This is a genomic window from Gemmata sp. SH-PL17 (assembly GCF_001610855.1).
GTDB classification, from domain to species: Bacteria; Planctomycetota; Planctomycetia; order Gemmatales; family Gemmataceae; genus Gemmata; species Gemmata massiliana.
The window spans coordinates 6,341,794-6,358,640 of the sequence record NZ_CP011271.1 but is presented as its reverse complement, the minus strand read 5'-3'; the positions used below and the strand labels follow the sequence as shown (position 1 = coordinate 6,358,640).

Genomic DNA, 16,847 nt, shown 5'->3' with positions numbered 1-16,847 from the left:
AATCTCGTTGAGGGGCCGTAATGGATTCCGACGGTATTAATCCACTGTTCGCTGATCCCAAGCGGTTGCTGCTCGACATGGCTCGTGAGCACCGGTTGCCGGAGTTGCTGCGGATGGTGGTTGAGCGCGCCGCAGAGACTCCGCGTGTGGCTCTCGCGCGAATCTGGTTGGCGCAGCGGACCGTGGACTGTGCGAAGTGTCTGACGCCGACCGAGTGCAACGGGCGCCCCACGTGTCTCCAGTTGGTCGCCAGTGCGGGGCGGTCGGCGGTTGATCCGCGTGTCGAATGGACGCGGCTCGACGGTGCGTTTCGGCGCATCCCGCTCGGCGCGCGCAAAGTCGGGCGAATCGCGGCGACCGGCGAACCAATCGAAGTGCCGAATCTCTCGTCTCCTGAGCCGCCCGAATGGGTCGCGCGGCCCGAGTGGGTGCGCGCGGAGGGCATCGCGGGGTTCGGCGGACAACCGCTCGTTCACCGCGGTCAGGTGCTCGGTGTGTTGGCCGTCTTCGCACGCGGAGCTATTGGCGCCGAGTGCATGAGTTGGCTCCGGACCATCGCGGACCACGCCGCGGCAGCCATTGCGACCGCGCGGGCTTTCGAGCAGATCGAGGAGCTGCGCGCCAAACTGGAGCTGGAGAACGAGTACCTGCGCGAAGAAGTGACGCGGACCGGCGCGTTCGGCGAGTTAGTTGGGGGCGGTCCCGCGCTCGAAGCGGTCGCGCGCCAGATCGACCTGGTCGCGCCTACGGATTCGGCTGTTCTTCTTTTGGGTGAGAGCGGGACCGGCAAGGAACTGGTCGCGCGTGAGGTTCACCGTCGGAGCAAGCGATCGGCCCGCCCGCTCGTCAAAGTGAACTGCGCTGCGGTACCGCGCGAGCTGTACGAGAGCGAGTTTTTCGGCCACGCGAAGGGCGCGTTCACCGGGGCGCTGCGCGACCGGGCGGGGCGGTTCGAGTTGGCCGACGGTGGAACGCTGTTCCTTGACGAAGTGGGGGAAATCCCGCTCGAGCTTCAGGCGAAACTGCTCCGCGTGCTTCAGGAAGGCGAACTGGAGCGCGTGGGCGAAGAGCGCACCCGGAAGATCAACGTTCGACTTATCGCGGCTACTAATCGTGACCTCCGCGCCGAAGCCGAGGCCGGGCGGTTCCGGCAAGACCTGTACTACCGGTTGAGTGTGTTCCCGGTGGAACTTCCGCCGCTCCGCAAGCGCGGAGAAGATATTCCGCTGTTGGCCGAACACTTCCTCGCGCTGACCGCGCGCAAACTCGGGCGCTCGAAACCGCGACTCACACTGGCGAACGTTCAGCAGCTTCAGAGATACCACTGGCCCGGGAACGTCCGCGAGTTGCAGCACGTCATCGAGCGCGCGGTCATTACGGCCGACGGCTCTCGTTTGACCATCGATCTGCCCGTCGGTTCCCCTGGAACCACGAGCAAAGCAGCCGCCGTACCCGCTGCGGGCGGTGAGGACCGAGTGCTGACCGACGCCGAGGTGCGGGAACTGGAGGCGAACAACATCCGCGTCGCGCTGCGCCAGACGAAAGGTAAAGTGTCCGGCCCGGGCGGGGCGGCCGAGTTACTCGGGGTGAGACCGACCACGTTGGCATCGCGGATCAAGGTTCTGGGCCTTGCTGAGTGAAGGTGCGGGCGCCCCGATTTCTCGTCGTAGAGGTGTCCAGAGTGCTTCGGGGCCGGAATTCTAGATAGCGCTGGTCTCGGCCCCCGATGATAACGCTTCGTATCAATACCGTGCCTCACACGCCCCGATTCCCACCTGGAACACGACCATGCTCCGATGGCCCGGCTCGTTCGCGTTCGCGGTGACCGCACTGTCGATTGTTCTTGCTCCCGCGTATTCGGTCGAAGAGAAACCGCTCCCGGCGAAGGCGCCCGCGGAGAAGATCGACGGCCCACCGGTCGTGAGCGCGAAGGCGTGGGCCATCGCCGACGGCAAGACGGGCAAAGTGCTGTGGGGATCGAAGGAACACGACCCACTCGCGATCGCCAGCACCACGAAGATCATGACGGCGCACATCGTGCTGCGCCTCGCGGCCGGGGACGTGAAGGTGCTCGACGAAGTGGTCACGTTTTCCGAGGCCGCGGACAAAACGCCGGGCAGTTCTTCCGACCTCAAGGCCGGGGAGAAAGTGACCGTGCGCGACTTGCTGTTCGGCTTGCTGCTCCCGTCCGGCAACGACGCCGCGACCGCGTTCGCCGAACACTTCGGCGGGCGCTTCAAGGGTGAGGGTAAGGAAGACGACGCGGTCGCGAAGTTCGTCGCCGAGATGAACCGCACCGCGAAGGCGCTCAAAATGGAAGAAACCAAGTACCTCGATCCGCACGGGCTGAGTAAGAACCTCGCGAGCGCACGCGACCTCGCGACGCTGACGTTTACCGCGCTCAAGAACCCTTTGTTCGCGAAGTACGTGCAGACGCGGCGCCACACGTGCGAGGTGGTCGACGCGGACGGCAAAAAGCGCGAAGTGACCTGGAACAACACGAACAAGCTGCTCGACATCGAGGGGTACGAGGGCGTGAAGACCGGCACCACGACCGCGGCCGGCTCGTGCCTCGTGGCGAGCGGGCGCTACGAGGGCGATCACGTGCTCGTGGTCGTGTTGGGCTGCACCTCGAACGATAGCCGCTACGCGGACGCGCGGAACCTGTTCCGGTGGGCGTGGCGCGAGCGCGGTCACGGATCGAAGGGGAAGTGATTCCCGGGACAATTCCCGCGGGGATAGTTCGCGGTGCGTGGTGTTGACCCGCGCACCGCGTCCTGAGACACTACCTATCTGCCCTCCGGCTACTCCCCGCACGGAACCCGCCATGCCCACCTCGCGCCAAATTAGTCGCGTCACGTTGTGTGCTGCTCTCTTCATCTCAGTCAGTGGGTTGCCGGCTCAACCCCCGAACGCACCCGACGTCGTCGCAGTGCTGAGAACGCACACGGAAACGGTCGAAGCGGTCGCGGTCAGCCCGGACGGGAAGTTCGTGGCGACGGCGAGCTTCGACAAAACGGTGAAGTTATGGGACGCGGCCACCGGTAAAGAGTTGCGGACCTACGGCGGCGAACAGGGGCACAAGGGGCAGGTGCTGTGCGTCGCGTTCTCGGCGAAGGGCGATCTGCTCGCGACCGGCGGAGCCGACAACAGCGTCCGTGTTTGGGACGTTCCAGTATCAGCGCCCGCGAAAACGTTCGCGACCACCGGCGCAACAACGAACGTGGCGGTCGCGAGTGACGGTAAGACGTTCGCGCTGGCCGGTGCGGACGGTGTGGTGAAGGTGTTCCCGGCTGGTGAAGAGAAGGGCGCGATCGAACTGAAGGGGCACGCCGGTGCGGTTCTGGGAGTGGGGTATCTCGCTTCGGGGAATGTGTGGGTCACGGCGGGTGCGGACAAGTTGATTCGTTTCTTCAACGGCGCAGACGGGAAACTGAGTACGAGCTACGGTGCGGGCACCGCGGATATTACTGGACTTGCCGTTCGCCCCGATAGCCAGGGGGCTTTTACGACGAGTGCCGACGGTGTGTTGCGGTTCTGGCAGACGCCCGCACAACCAACGCGGACTTTCCCCGGACTCAAAGAAGCCGTGACTGCGTTCTATTCCACGGCCGACGGCAACACCGTGCTCTACGCGACCGCGGACAAAGTCGTGACGATCGGCACCACGAGCAACAACCAGGCGGCGGGGACGTTCGCGGGCGCGAAGGGTACCATCGAGAGCGTTGCTCTGTCTCCGGACACGAATACGGTCGTTGCTGGTTGCGCGGACGGTCAGGTGATTGCCTGGGACCGTCAGGGTAAGCCAAAGGGCGACGTGTTAGCACACGCGGGCGGCACGACCGCAACTGCGTTTCACCCCTCGCAACCGGTCCTGTTCACCGCAGGTGCGGACGGCGCGCTGAAAGGGTGGAACCTGCCACTCGATGCGAAATTGCCGAAAGACAAAGACGGCAAGGAACCGAGCCGCACGAAGTACGACATCAAAGCGCACACGGGCAAGGTCACCGCGGCACTGGTGAACCGCGCGAACGGCCAGGTCATCACCGCGGGCGCGGACAAGTTGATTCGCGTGTGGGACGTGACCAAGCCCGAAAAACCGGTGCGCGAGATCGGCCCGCTTGTAGCCCCTGCAACCACACTCACGCAGAGCCGTGATAACCTCACGCTCGCGGCCGGTGTGGGTAAGGACGTGCTGCTCTGGACCCTCGCGGACGGCAAAGAGGCGGGGAAACTGACGCAACCCGCCGATGTACTCAGCCTCAGCTTCAACGCGGACAAAACACGCTTGCTGATCGGGCGCAGCGACAACCTCGCGGTACTCGTGGACGTCGCAACGGGCGCGGCTTACCAGACGTTTATGCACACTGGTGCGGTACGGGGAGTCGTCGCGCACCCCACCACTTCCGCCGTTATCACCGCGAGTGCGGATAAGAGCGTCGTGATTTCGCCCGTTACCTGCACGCGCCTCATCCCCCTGGGAAAAGGAAAGTCTGCGGGCGTGGCGGTGTCGCCCGGTAGCGAGCGCGTACTGAGTATCGGGCCGGGCAAGGACGTGGTGAGCTGGAACACGAACAACGGCACGAAGGAGCGCGTGTTCGAGGCCGGAGGGGACGCGACTGCGGTCGCGATCTCCAAGGACTCGCAGCGCGTCGCGGTCGGTGCCGCGGACGGCTCCATCAAGGTCTACACGGTGGGCGATGCGAAACTCGTGGGCACGATCGCCGCCGGCGCGCCGGTCGTGGGCCTCGCGTTCCAGCCGACGAACACGGTGCTGGTCGCGCTGGTCAAGGACAAGGAGAACAACGCGGTCGCGTGGAACGTGGGCTTCACTCCGGGACAGCCCACGCCGGCCGAGTTCAGGCGTCAGATCCAGGCGTTTCCGCACCCGGTCGCGGCGAGCGCGGTGGCGTTCAGCGCGGACGGCCAGTTCACTACCACGGCGGCCGATAAACAGGCGCGCCGGTTCCGTCTTGCGACCGACGTTCCGGTGAAGACGTTCCAGCACCCGAATCTCGTTGACTGCGTCGCGTTCGACGACACCGGGAACGTGCTCGCGACCGGTTGTCACGACGGCGTTCTGCGGACCTACGACCTCGCCAAGAACGCTCTTCTGAAACAGGTGAACGCGCACATCACCACGACCCCGCAACAGGTGCAGAACCCGATTTACGCGGTGCTGTGGTCGAACGATTACAAGCAGATTTTCACCGCGAGCTACGACAAGAGCATCAAGTTGTGGGACGCCGCGGGCGGGACGCTGGTGCGCGAATTTAAGGGCGCGCAAGACCCGGCGCCGGAGCCGAAGAAAGACGACAAAGCGCCCCCGCCGAAGAAGGACGACGGCCCGAGCGGGCACCGCGACCAGGTGTTCGGGCTCGCGCTCTCAAAGGACGGGAAGTTCCTCGCGTCCTCGTCGAGCGACAGGACGGTGAAACTGTGGGACGTGGCGACGGGGAAGGTTTTGCGCGACTTCCAGAACCCCGACCTCAAGCCCGTGTTCCCGGGCGAGCCCGCGCCGTCGCACCCGGGGTGGGTGCACGCAGTGCGATTCACCCCGGACGGGAACCAGCTTATTACCGCGGGCGCGGCCCCGCGTGGGAAGTCGTACCTCGCCGTGTGGGGCGTCGCGGACGGCAAGCGCGTTGCCGGCGCGGAACGCGACTTCGGGCCGATTCATACGATGACGATCTTCCCGGACGGCAACAGAATCGTGATCGGCTATTCGGGCGTTCCGCGGAACAAAATCGACCCGGCCGCAGCTATCCTGAAGTTTCCCGGGAAGTAGCAGGGAACGGCCGCTCGCAAGTGGTGATTCATGCCAATCAAGACGGTGATTTTCGACTTCGGGAACGTGATCGCGTTCTTCGACCACGGGCGCGCGGTTGCACGCCTCGCGGACTACACCGACATGGACCCGGTGGAACTCGCGCTCGTGCTGTACGGGAGCGCGATCGAGGACGACTACGAGCGCGGGGCCATTAATACCGCGGAGTACATTCGCGAGGCGAAACTCAACGGGCGGCTCACGTGTACCGACGAGCAGTTCGTCGCGGCGTTCGTGGACATCTTCTGGCAAAACGATGAAGTGTGCTCGCTGGTTCCGCTACTGAAGCCCAAATACCGCGTGGTGCTCGCGAGTAACACCACGCAGGCGCACTTCGATGCGTACACGCGGCAGTTCGCGAACGTGCTCGCGCACTTCGACGAACTCGGCACGTCGTTCAAGTCCCGGGCGCGAAAACCGGAGCCGGCGTTCTTCGCCGATGTCCACCGGCACGCCCACGCTGATCCCGGTGAGTGTGTGTTCGTCGACGACCTCCCCACGAACGTCGAAGCCGCTGAGAAGTTTGGTTGGAAGGGGGTTGTGTACCGCGCGGACGGGACGCTCCGGGACAAACTGCGGGCGGCGGGGGTGGATGTCGGTACAACATAAGGAACATTGCAGATCGCAGAAGTGTGGTCGCGGGTTCGGGTCGGTGCGCGGCGCCGGCGTTCATCCGTGGTCAAAATTTCTGGCACTCTCCGTGAGTCAAGGAAACCGATGGACATTCTTCAACAGGCCGATCCCGAAGTGTTTGCTGCGGTCGCGGGCGAGCGCCAGCGCCAGCGGATCGGCTTGGAGATGATCGCGAGCGAGAACTACACGAGCACTGCGGTGATGGCCGCGCAGGGCTCGTGCCTCACCAATAAGTACGCCGAGGGGTACCCGGGCAAGCGGTACTACGGCGGGTGCGAGTTCGTGGACGTCGTGGAGAAGCTCGCGATCGACCGCGTGAAGCAGCTCTTCGGCGGCGACCACGTGAACGTGCAACCGCACTCCGGCGCCCAGGCGAACATGGCCGTGTTCCTCGCCGCGCTCCAGCCCGGCGACACGATCATGGGGCTGGACCTCGCCCACGGCGGGCACCTCACCCACGGGATGCGGCTGAACTTCTCCGGCAAGTATTTCAAGGTCGTCAGCTACGGCGTGCGGAAGGACGACCACCGGGTCGACTTCGACGACCTCGTTGCGAAGGCCCGCGAGCACAAGCCGAAGCTCATAATCGCCGGGGCGAGCGCCTACCCGCGCACGCTCGACTTCGCGAAGTTCGCCGAGGTGAGCGCAGAAATTGGCGCGCCGCTCATGGTGGACATGGCACACATTTCGGGCCTGGTCGCGGCGAAGGAGCACCCGGACCCGGTCCCGCACGCCGCGTTCGTGACGAGCACCACGCACAAGACCCTGCGCGGGCCGCGCGGCGGGTTCATCCTGTGTAAGCAGGAGTGGGCCGACAAGATCAACTCCGCGGTGTTCCCCGGGGTGCAGGGCGGGCCGCTCATGCACGTGATCGCGGCGAAGGCGGTCGCGTTCGGTGAGGCACTGAAGCCCGAGTTCAAACAGTACGCCAAACAGGTGCTGGCGAACGCGAAGGTGCTGGCCGAGGAGCTGCTGGCGGCCGGGTTCCCGGTCGTGTCCGGGGGAACCGACACGCACCTGATGCTGATCGACGTGACCGCGAAGGGGTCGACCGGCAAGCTCGCCGAACACGCGCTCGACGCGGCGGGCATCACCGTTAACAAGAACATGATCCCGTTCGACCCGCGCAAGCCGCTCGACCCGTCCGGCATCCGGCTCGGTACGCCCGCGCTGACGACCCGCGGGATGAAAGAGCCCGAGATGAAGCAGGTCGCGCGCTGGATCACGGACGTGCTGACGGCCGGCGGTGACGCGGCCGTGACCGCCCGCGTGAAGGGCGGCGTGCTAGAATTGGGTAAGCAGTTCCCGGCACCGAGCGAACCGGCGGTGGTCGGCGCGAAGTGAGTCGGGCCTTCAAAACCCGGGAGCGGCGTCAACGGCGCGTGCTCCCGGGGTTAGAATTGAGAGACGTGTGGGACGCGGGCGCCCGCCCGCTTCGTGCGATCCGGGGTTCGCTGCTCCGCGGAGGGGCCAGTAGTGGGATTCCTGATCGTATGCGCCGCCTGCCTCTTCTTCTTAATGCTGGTGCCGGTTACGCTGTTCGCCCTCACGTTCATTTACCGCTCGTCGTGCGTGCTCTGTGGGTTGCCGAAGCCAACGGTAATGGTCGCGTCCGGGATCATGTTCGTGGCCTGGCTCTCGCTGGTAATGGCGGTCGGCGTTCTGGACCGGGTCGTTCACGAGGCCTGTAACGCGGCCGGGCTGCCGCCCTGGGAGGCGGCCATTATTGTCTTCTTGCTCGCGCTCCCACTGGACCTGCTGATTTCCGCGGGGATCGAGTCCGGGCTGATGGGGGTGCGGTTCGGGAAGGGTGTCGAGGTCTGGTACACGCAGCGGCTGATTCAACTCTCGATCATCGTCGCGATCGGTTTCGTGGTCGGTGTCATCGTCCTGATCCAACAACTGGTTTAATGGCACGCTATTTTGCGACTTGTGCCCGCGGACTGGAACCGGTCCTCGCGGGCGAATTGAACGATCTCGGGGCGCGGGACATCGAGCCCGGGCGCGGGGGCGCGACGTTCCACGGCGACGCGGCGATGCTGTACCGCGCGTGCCTCTGGCTCCGCACTGCGGTCCGCGTCCTGCGCCCGATCCACGAGTTCGACGTGCGCTCGCCCGACGAACTGTACGATTCCGTTCGGTCGATCAACTGGTCCGATTGGATGACGCCCGACCAGACGCTCGCGGTCGATTGCAATGTGCGCGATTCCGCAATTACGCACTCGCAGTACGCCGCGCGCCGGGTGAAGGACGCGATCTGTGACCAGTTCCGCGACCGCACCGGGCGCCGGCCGAGCGTGGACACCGAGCAGCCGATGATCGGGCTGAACCTGCACGTGTCCAAGAACCACGCGATCCTGAGCCTCGACAGCTCGTGGTCGTCGCTGCACAAGCGCGGGTACCGGCCGATTCAGACGATCGCGCCGCTCAACGAGGCCCTCGCCGCCGGGTTGCTCCTGCGCGCCAACTGGGACAAATCGACGCCGCTCGTGGACCCGCTGTGCGGGTCCGGGACCTTCTGCATCGAAGCGTCGTGGATCGCACTGAACCGCCCGCCCGGGCTCACGCGGAAGTGGTTCGCGTTCCAGGGGTGGCCCGATTTCGACCGCCCGCTGTGGAACGCGATCCGCGACGACGCGCGCCGGGCCGTGCGGAAAGACCTGCCCGCGCCAATCGCGGGTTCGGACGTGAGGCAGGACGCGGTCGACCTCGCGCTCCAGAACGCGCGCGCGGCCGGTGTGGGGAACTTGCTGAACATCCAGCGGCTCGAAATGCGCGACGCGCGCCCGCCCTCGGACGTACCCGGTGTTCTGGTTTGCAACCCGCCCTACGGCGAGCGCATTGGTGAAGAGGAAGAGTTGATCGGCCTGTACGCGCGCATCGGCGCGGCTGCCAAGGAACATTGGTCCGGCTGGCGCTTGCTCGTATTTACGAGCAACACGATGCTCGCGAAGAAAGTGGGGCTGAAGGTGGTTCACAAGGAGCCGTTCTTCAACGGTTCGTTGGAGTGCTTCTTGTGGGAATTCGCGACCGAGCGATAGGGCGTATATTTGCGTTACGGCGAGCGCCGCACGTCATACGGTCTCGTTTTGATTGCTTTCTGTAGCCGGTCTGTGAGGCCGGTGAGCCACAAACTTAGGGGCTCACGGCCTCACTCAACAGCAATGGCCTCTCGTACCCGGGGTTGAAACCCCGGGCTATTACCGGTGACGCCGTTGGCGTCCGAAACACAATGCGTCTTGGACCCCGAATGGGGTCACCGGTAATAGCCCGGGGTTTCAACCCCGGGTGTGGACTACAAAAAACAAAGCAACCCGCACGATTCGGTATCACACCACGCGCGTTACTACGAAACCCAACAGGGCGAACAGCGCCCCCGCCGTGAGGCACCCGCTGCGCGAGGGCTTTTCCGGTGGGATTTCCAGTACCTCGATCGACCCCGGGGTGTCGTCGAGGTTGTGAACCAACTCCCAACCGGGACCAGCGCTAGTTTCCGGCAAGTCTTCGCCCGGTACGAGTTCCCACAAGCCGGTGTCGTTGCCCGGTGTATCGGCGAGCACGATCGCGTCGATTGGCGTGCGGGTTTGCGAAGAGGTCGCCCACTTTGCGAGCAGATCGCGCACCTCGGACGCGGTGCCGTACCGCATTTCCGGGGACTTGGCCATGAGCCGGTGAACGATTCGCGCGAACTCCTGCGGCACCTGTTCGAGGGCGGGGGGCCAATCGGACCGGTGGCGGGCGATTTTCTCTTTGGCCGTTGGTGCGGGGAAGGGGACCGAGCCGGTCAGAGCGAACACGAGCGAGCACCCGAGGCTGTAAAGATCGGCCGCGGGGCCGACGGTACTCGCGTCGCGGGCTTGCTCGGGCGCGAGGTAGTCCATCGTGCCGACCGTGTACCCGCGCCCCCCGACAATGGTCGGGTCGGTCGGTAGTTGCTCGCCCGGGACGAGCGCGAGGCCGAGATCGAGCAACACCGCGCGCCCGTCGGGGCGCACGATCACGTTACTCGGCTTCACGTCGCGGTGGATGAGCCCGCGCTCGTGGACGTGGGCCAGGCCCGCGGCGACGTCCGCGAAGATCCGCGCCGCGTCGCCGACCGCGAGCGGGCCGGCTTCTTGCACGAGTTGCCGCACCGTGCGCCCGGGGATGTACTCCAGGGCGGTGTAGTAGACGTCGTCGAGTTCGCCGGCCACGAACGTGCGCACCACGTTCGGGTGATCGACGCGCCGGCCCAGCACCATTTCGCGCCGGAACCGCCGGAGCGCCTTCGGCTCGCGCTCGGCCTTTCGGTTCGTAAGGATCTTCAGTGCGACCAGTTCCGAGTCGCCGAGGGCCGCGGACAGGCGCCGGTCGCGTGCGAGGTACACCACGGTGCCCATGCCCCCGCGCCCGAGCGGTGCGAGCACGCTGTACGGGCCGAGGACCAGCCCGTACCAGTGCCCGTTGAGGAGCTTTTCGGCCTGGTAGTGCGTGAGAATCCCGGTGCGAACGAGCGCGTCGGCGAACGCGCGGGCGGACGTCGGATTGTGGCGGGTGGTGAGCCGGTCGAGGTCGGGCGGGTCGAGGAGCCGGCTGCGGCGCAGCGTCGCGAGGAACGTTCCGAGCGGCGGATCGGCGGTCATGCCCGTCATGATAGGGACTCGACCAGGCCGTCGAGTTGCTGGCGCAAGTGGCGCACCGCGTGGTCGTCGAGTTCGGTGGTCGCGCCCATTTCGCGCGCCAGGGTCGGGCGCGCCCCGAGGCTCTGGTCCGAAACGGGTGCGCGCGGGCCGGCGTGAACCTGGTCGCACCGCGTCGCGCGCACGAGGTCGGCGACGTTTTCCCCGCGCACGCGCCCCGCGGGCAGGATCTCGATTTGCCACCCGGCGTGTTGCACGAGCGCCGCGAGGTGCGTCGTTCCGGCTTCCGCGGTCGATGCGCCGCCGCTCGTGAGAACGCGCTCGAAGCCGATTTCGATCAGTTCGTCTAGCGCAACGAGCGGCTCGGGGAGGAAGTCGAACGCGCGGTGGAACACGGCCTTCCCGCGCGCCGCTTCGACCAGCGTGCGGCACCAGTGGTGCTGGATCTGCCCCTTAGACGTAAGCGCCCCGAACACGAGCCCGTCCGCCCCCTCGTGCATGAACGTTTCCGCGTCCTCGACCATCGCGGCGAACTCCGACGGCGAGTACGCGAACCCGCCCGCCCGGGGGCGCAACAGCACGTACAGCGGAACGTCGGGCGCCATCTTGCGCACGGTGCGGAACAGCCCGAGCGAGGGCGTTAGGCCGCCGAGCGCGAGCCCGCTGGACAACTCCAGCCGGTCCGCACCGGCGCGCGTCGCGTAGATGGCTTCTTCGGGCGTGGTGACCGCAACTTCGAGTGCGTATCGCTGCGGGCGCGGGACGGTGTACCGGTCGTCGCGGCGAGCAAGGGCCGTGAGCAGCGCGCCCGTTCGGTGGGCCGCGGCTTCGCCCGAGGTGATTGCGGCGTCCGCGTGGTCGGCGCTGCCGCTCGCGAAGCCGTCCCCCGCGAGAACCGCCGAGAGATCACGCAGCACCGCGCAGGGGGGGCGAATCGGGGACACGGGGCGCGCCCAGCGCCACTTGTGAACCCAAACCCAGTCCGGGTGAACCGGCGCGCCGACCCACGCGCGCAACCGCGGTAGGAGCAACTCGATAATTCGGGCGTCGGGGTCGTTCCAGTGCTCGGTGGCCCACTCGTTCGTAGTGAGGGCGGTAACCGACCCGCTAACCGCGGACACGTTCTTCAGGTGGTTGTCGGTGACCCATTCGAGGGGGCCGTCGCCGAACCACAGGCCGCCGGGTTGCAGTCCGCCCGCGCCCGCGAACACGCCGTAGAGGGCGATGCACCGCGCGTAGGTCACCTTGCGCAGAGAATCGCGCAATTCGTCCGGCAGTTCGAGTTTGTTTCGCTCGAACAGTTCGAGCGTTTGGGGAACGGGCGGGGTGACGATGAGCGCGTTCGCGCCGACGGTGGTCTGGTGCTCGTCGCGCAGCGAGCGCGTGTGGATGCGCCAGCCGCTGTCGGTGCGCTCCAGTTTTTCGGCGAGCGTGTGGTCGCGGAAATCGAGCCGGTCGCCGTGTACGGTGAGGAGCCGGAACGCGAGTTCGCGCATCCCGCCCGCCGCGGTCAGCCCGGTAATCGGCGCGCCCGGGGCCTCACCCGAAGCCCCGATGCGGCCGACCGCGCGGCTCGTGAAGAGCGGCTCGCCGGGGAGCTCCGAGGCCAGGGCCGTCATTTTGAACTCGGGCCGCTCCGGGAGCGTGTCCGGTGCGGGGCGCCCGTTCAGACCGAGGAGCCGGGAGTGCCGCGCGTAGAGGTTCGGCGGGCCGAGGTCGAACCGCGCCTTGCGCCCGTCCGGGAGGTCGACGGTGCGCGTACACGCGCGCCCGCCACAGTGCCGCCCCTTGTCGATGATCGTAACATCGGGGGGCGACGGGCGCGACAGCAGCCGGTGCGCGGCGGTCAGCCCCGCGAGCCCGGCGCCGATGATCGCGACGCGCGGGGTCATTGGCCGGCCTTGTTCCACTCGCGGCTCACCTTCTCGGCCTCGGCGAACACTCGCATCAGGTTCCCGCCTAGCACCTTGTGGATCTGCTCCTTCGTGTACCCGCGGTCGAGCATGATCTGCGTGAGCAGCGGGTAGCACGACACGTCGTTCATCTGCGTGGGCAGTTTGGGCACGCCGTCGAAGTCCGATCCGATTCCGGCGCAGTCGATCCCCGCGGTCTTCACGATGTGATCGATGTGGTCCACGATGTTGTGAACGTCGCCCGCGGGGTAGTCGTTGTCTTTCGACCACGCGCGGAACGCTTCGCGGTATTTGGCGTCGTCGGTCGGGAACTGCTTCCGCAACTCGCGCCCCTTCTCGAACATGAGCTTCATGGCCCGCGCGCCCTCGGGCGTGAGGAACCCGCTGTAGAAATTCACCATCACCACCCCGCGGTTCTCCTTCACGAGCTTCAGCACGTCGTCGGGGACGTTGCGCGCGTGATCGGCGACCGCGAACGCCGACGAGTGCGAGAAGATGACCGGGGCTTTCGTTGCCTTCAGCGCGGCCTTCATCGTGGCGGGCGAGACGTGCGAGAGGTCGACGAGCATGCCCAGCCGGTTCATCTCGTGAACCACGTCCACGCCGAACGGCGTGAGGCCGTTCGCCCTGGGTTCGTCCGAGCACGAGTCGGCCCAGTCGAGCGACTCGGAGTGCGTGAGCGTCATGTACCGCACGCCGAGCCGGTAGTAGTCGCGGAGCAGCGGGAGCGAGTTGTCGATCGCGTGGCCGCCCTCGATCCCGATGAGGCACGCGACCTTCCCGGCCTTGCGCACGCGGCGGATGTCCTCGGTGCCGTAGGCCATCTCGAACGTGTCCGGGTAGCGCCGGGCCAGTTCGTGAACGACGTCGATTTGTTCGAGCGTCATTTTGACCGCGGTGCCCTTCTTCGCGGTGGACGACGGCACATACGCGCTCCAGAACTGCGCCCCGACGTTGCCCTTCTTCAACCGGGGGATGTCCGTGTGGAACTTCTTCTGGGGCTTGGTGAGGTCGATGTTCTTGAAGCCCGGGCCGTCGTTCTCGCGCAGCTCCCACGGCAGGTCGTTGTGCCCGTCGATGAGGAGCGCGTCGTTGTGGATCGCGAGCGCCTGCTCGGACACGACGACGGTTTTCGACCTGGCGGGCGCGTCACCGGCCGGTGCCCGCAGTAACCCCACAGCCGCAACGAGGCTGAGCGAAGCGAAGAACAGTCGGTACATGGAAGGACGCTCGCGTGCGAATCCGGTGAGAGGTACCCATCAAGTTACCGGAGACGGCGCGCCCGGGCAAACGTGATGTGTGAAGGGAACGACCTCTCACCGGTTGCGGCCGGGCGATCACTCCGGGACCACGATCGGCTTGAACTCGCGCCGGCGGTACTCGGTGGCGAACTCGGTCACCTCGAGGTACTGGTTGGGCGCGAGGTCGCGGAACGTCTGGGTGGTACCGCTGGTCGGCCATTCGATCTCCAGTATCGCGATCCGGTCGGTCTTGCCCAGACCGAGGTGCTGCTCCAACGGGTTGGCCCCGAAGCTGCTGCCGGTCGACACCCAGCGGTAGACGGTCTTCGCGTTCGGGCCGGCGGTCACCACCTTGATCCTGGCCCCGATCGCCGAGCGATTCGTCTTCTGGCCGATCAGTTTTACGTTCAGCCAGTTGTTGTTGTTCCCCGGGTTCCGGAACAGCACGTTGTGGTACCGGTCCCCGTCCACCGCGCCGCCCATCTCGATCACGATGTCGATCGTGCCGCACCGGCGCCAGTCCCCGCACGCGACCGCGTGGCCCTTTTGGAGGTGCCCGGTGCCCGACGAGCCGGTGATCTCGGCGAACCGCCGACCACTCAGGTTGCGGAACATCCGGTTCGGGACCAGCATGGAGAAGTGGGGGTTGCCGGTACCGAGGTAGAAATCGAGGTACCCGTCGTTGTCGAAGTCGCCGAAGTTACTGCCCATTGTGGCGAACACCGCGTCCAATCCCGCGTCCTTCGTGACGTCTCGGAACATCTTCCCGTCCAGGTTCCGGTACAGCCGGTTCGTGCCGTCGGTGTGCGGTTCGCCCATCAGCCCCTGCGCGACGGTCGCGACCGAGTGCTTGTAACAGGTGGCGAAGATGTCGGGCCGGCCGTCGTTGTCGAAGTCGAACGCCCAGCACGAGAAGCCCCCCACCGGACCGGCGATCCCCGCCGACGCCGTTATGTCGGTAAACTTCCCGTTCCCGTTGTTACGAAAGAGCCGGGCTGCTCCCGCGAGATCGTTGAGGAACAGATCGGGGAACCGGTCACCATCGAAATCGGCCCATGTCGCCCCCTTCCAGGTGCCCCCCGGCAGGGCCAATCCCGCTGTGGCCGCGACCTCTTCAAAGGTGCCGTTGCCGCGGTTGTGGTAGAGCCGGTTGGCCTGGCGCTCGCCGCAGACGAACAGGTCGAGCCAGCCGTCGTTATCGTAATCGACCCACTGGGCGGTGATCGCGTTGACCGGGGCGAGCAGTCCCGCCTCCGCGGTCACGTCGGTGAACGTGCCGTTGCCGTTGTTCCGCAGCAGCGTCGGCCGCATCGGGGGCAGAACCCACGCGCCACGGGGGATGAAGATATCGAGGTGGCCGTCGTTGTTGTAATCGGCCTGGACGCAATACAGGCCGCCGAGTTGACCGGTCAACCCCGCCCGCTCCGTCCGGTCCTCGAATGTGCCGTTACCCCTGTTCCGGTAGAACACCATCGACCCGGTCGGGTCCATCGTGGTGAACACGATGTCCAGAAGGCCGTCGTTGTCGAAATCGTCCAGGATCGCGCCGCCGGCCTGGTTGAGCCGGTTGATCCCGACCCGGTCCCCGATGTCGCGGAACTTCCCGATCCCGTGTTCGGCGGACTCGTAATGGTCGAGCGCGATCCGGAACCGGGGATCGACACCGGCCGGGTGCTCGCCGAGGGTCATGTGGGCGATGTTGAGTAACCAGCGGATCTCCAGATCGTCGGGGAACCGGTTCAGGTACTCGGTGAAGTGCTTGATCGCCAGCCGCGAGCCGATCGGTTTGGTGTGGACCGCGCCCTGCGCGAGTGGGAGGATGCACGAACTCTCCCCCCGACAGAGGACACAGTTGTCGGTCTCGCCGCGCCGCAGCGCGGTGACCCCCTGAAAGGCGATGACGGTGTACAGCCACTCCGCGGCCAACTCCGGGTTGCTCTCGGTCAGCGCCCGGCACTCCTCCAGCATCGCATACGCCTTGTCCGGCTCCCCGTCGTAGTTCAGAAGGCTCGCCTTCAGCGACAGGATCTGGACCTGGTATTCGGGCGAACTTATGCCAAAGTTCTCGTCCAATCGCGCACTCAGGCGGTGCCCGACCCCGCGCCAGTACGTCGCGATCTGCTCCAGGGAAGAGTCGGCCGCCCAGCGCGGCATCTGGTTCGTCACGGTACTGAACCCGGAGGTGTCAACCCATCGGCGAGGTTTGTAACTCACTTCGGCCGGCGCGACCGGCGCGGGCGCGGCGGTGATCTGCTCGGGAGGAGCTGACTGACGGGGCCAAGCGACCACCGCTGCGACGCCTAGCGGTGCCAGAAGCATGAGGGCGCTGAAGTAACGGTAGGAAGCGGGCATACGTTGAGTCGTCATGGAGAGGCGCCTTTTGCAGTTACTCGGGGGGAAGTGCTCGGGCACAGCGCGGGCGGAATCCCACACCGGCGCGAGCCTCGCGAGGTTGTCGAAGGAAAATCGAGAGCCTCTCCGAATCCGGGGTCGGTTAGAGGAACTCGGAGACGAGTCAGGGCAAATACGAATTCGGGCCGCGCGGGGGGTGAAAGATCGAAGTGGCCGGACGACTCGGGCGCGGGGGAACGAGATCGTGAAGGCGCGCCGACGA

11 protein-coding genes are annotated in these 16,847 nt (G+C 66.1%); 7 read left to right on the top strand and 4 right to left on the bottom strand.

Annotated elements, in window-relative coordinates; all coding sequences use genetic code 11:
* Positions 1-20: 20 nt before the first annotated feature.
* The 7 genes from VT84_RS26120 (at position 21) to VT84_RS26090 (ending at position 9,501) form a co-directional block, all read left to right on the top strand.
* Entirely contained in the window at positions 21-1,640 is a 1,620-nt protein-coding gene (locus VT84_RS26120) for a sigma 54-interacting transcriptional regulator (RefSeq protein WP_052561590.1), read from the top strand.
* Between the two features lie 148 nt (positions 1,641-1,788).
* Positions 1,789-2,715: a D-alanyl-D-alanine carboxypeptidase family protein gene (locus VT84_RS26115; protein WP_082841562.1), complete on the top strand. Its 927-nt coding sequence runs from the start codon at positions 1,789-1,791 to the stop codon at positions 2,713-2,715.
* A gap of 112 nt (positions 2,716-2,827) precedes the next feature.
* Positions 2,828-5,788, top strand: a complete 2,961-nt coding sequence (locus VT84_RS26110) for a WD40 repeat domain-containing protein (RefSeq protein WP_082841561.1) — start codon at positions 2,828-2,830, stop codon at positions 5,786-5,788.
* Between the two features lie 30 nt (positions 5,789-5,818).
* On the top strand, positions 5,819-6,436 hold the full coding sequence (locus VT84_RS26105) for an HAD family hydrolase (RefSeq protein ID WP_052561594.1): 618 nt from the start codon (positions 5,819-5,821) through the stop codon (positions 6,434-6,436).
* A gap of 108 nt (positions 6,437-6,544) precedes the next feature.
* A complete protein-coding gene (gene glyA, locus VT84_RS26100) occupies positions 6,545-7,804 on the top strand; it encodes a serine hydroxymethyltransferase (RefSeq protein WP_082841560.1) in 1,260 nt (419 codons plus the stop codon).
* A gap of 132 nt (positions 7,805-7,936) precedes the next feature.
* Positions 7,937-8,371, top strand: a complete 435-nt coding sequence (locus VT84_RS26095; protein ID WP_052561600.1) for a hypothetical protein — start codon at positions 7,937-7,939, stop codon at positions 8,369-8,371.
* Positions 8,371-9,501 carry a class I SAM-dependent RNA methyltransferase gene (locus VT84_RS26090; RefSeq protein WP_082841559.1) on the top strand — a complete coding sequence of 377 codons (1,131 nt, stop codon included), beginning with the start codon at positions 8,371-8,373 and terminating at the stop codon, positions 9,499-9,501. Before VT84_RS26095 ends, VT84_RS26090 begins: the two co-directional genes overlap by 1 nt.
* 288 nt (positions 9,502-9,789) lie before the next feature.
* Here the strand turns inward: VT84_RS26090 and VT84_RS26085 are convergent, their stop codons facing one another.
* The 4 genes from VT84_RS26085 to VT84_RS26070 all read right to left on the bottom strand — a co-directional run bounded on the left by VT84_RS26085 (position 9,790) and on the right by VT84_RS26070 (position 16,600).
* Positions 9,790-11,091, bottom strand: a complete 1,302-nt coding sequence (locus tag VT84_RS26085) for a serine/threonine-protein kinase (protein ID WP_082841558.1) — start codon at positions 11,089-11,091, stop codon at positions 9,790-9,792.
* Positions 11,088-12,971, bottom strand: coding sequence for a copper homeostasis protein CutC (locus tag VT84_RS26080; protein ID WP_082841557.1), 1,884 nt, complete (start codon positions 12,969-12,971; stop codon positions 11,088-11,090). Before VT84_RS26080 ends, VT84_RS26085 begins: the two co-directional genes overlap by 4 nt.
* Positions 12,968-14,212, bottom strand: coding sequence for a dipeptidase (locus VT84_RS26075; protein ID WP_082841556.1), 1,245 nt, complete (start codon positions 14,210-14,212; stop codon positions 12,968-12,970). Before VT84_RS26075 ends, VT84_RS26080 begins: the two co-directional genes overlap by 4 nt.
* A 117-nt stretch (positions 14,213-14,329) precedes the next feature.
* Positions 14,330-16,600 (bottom strand): CRTAC1 family protein, encoded by a 2,271-nt coding sequence (locus tag VT84_RS26070; RefSeq protein WP_162271853.1) that lies wholly within the window; start codon positions 16,598-16,600, stop codon positions 14,330-14,332.
* Between the last annotated feature and the right edge of the window lie 247 nt (positions 16,601-16,847).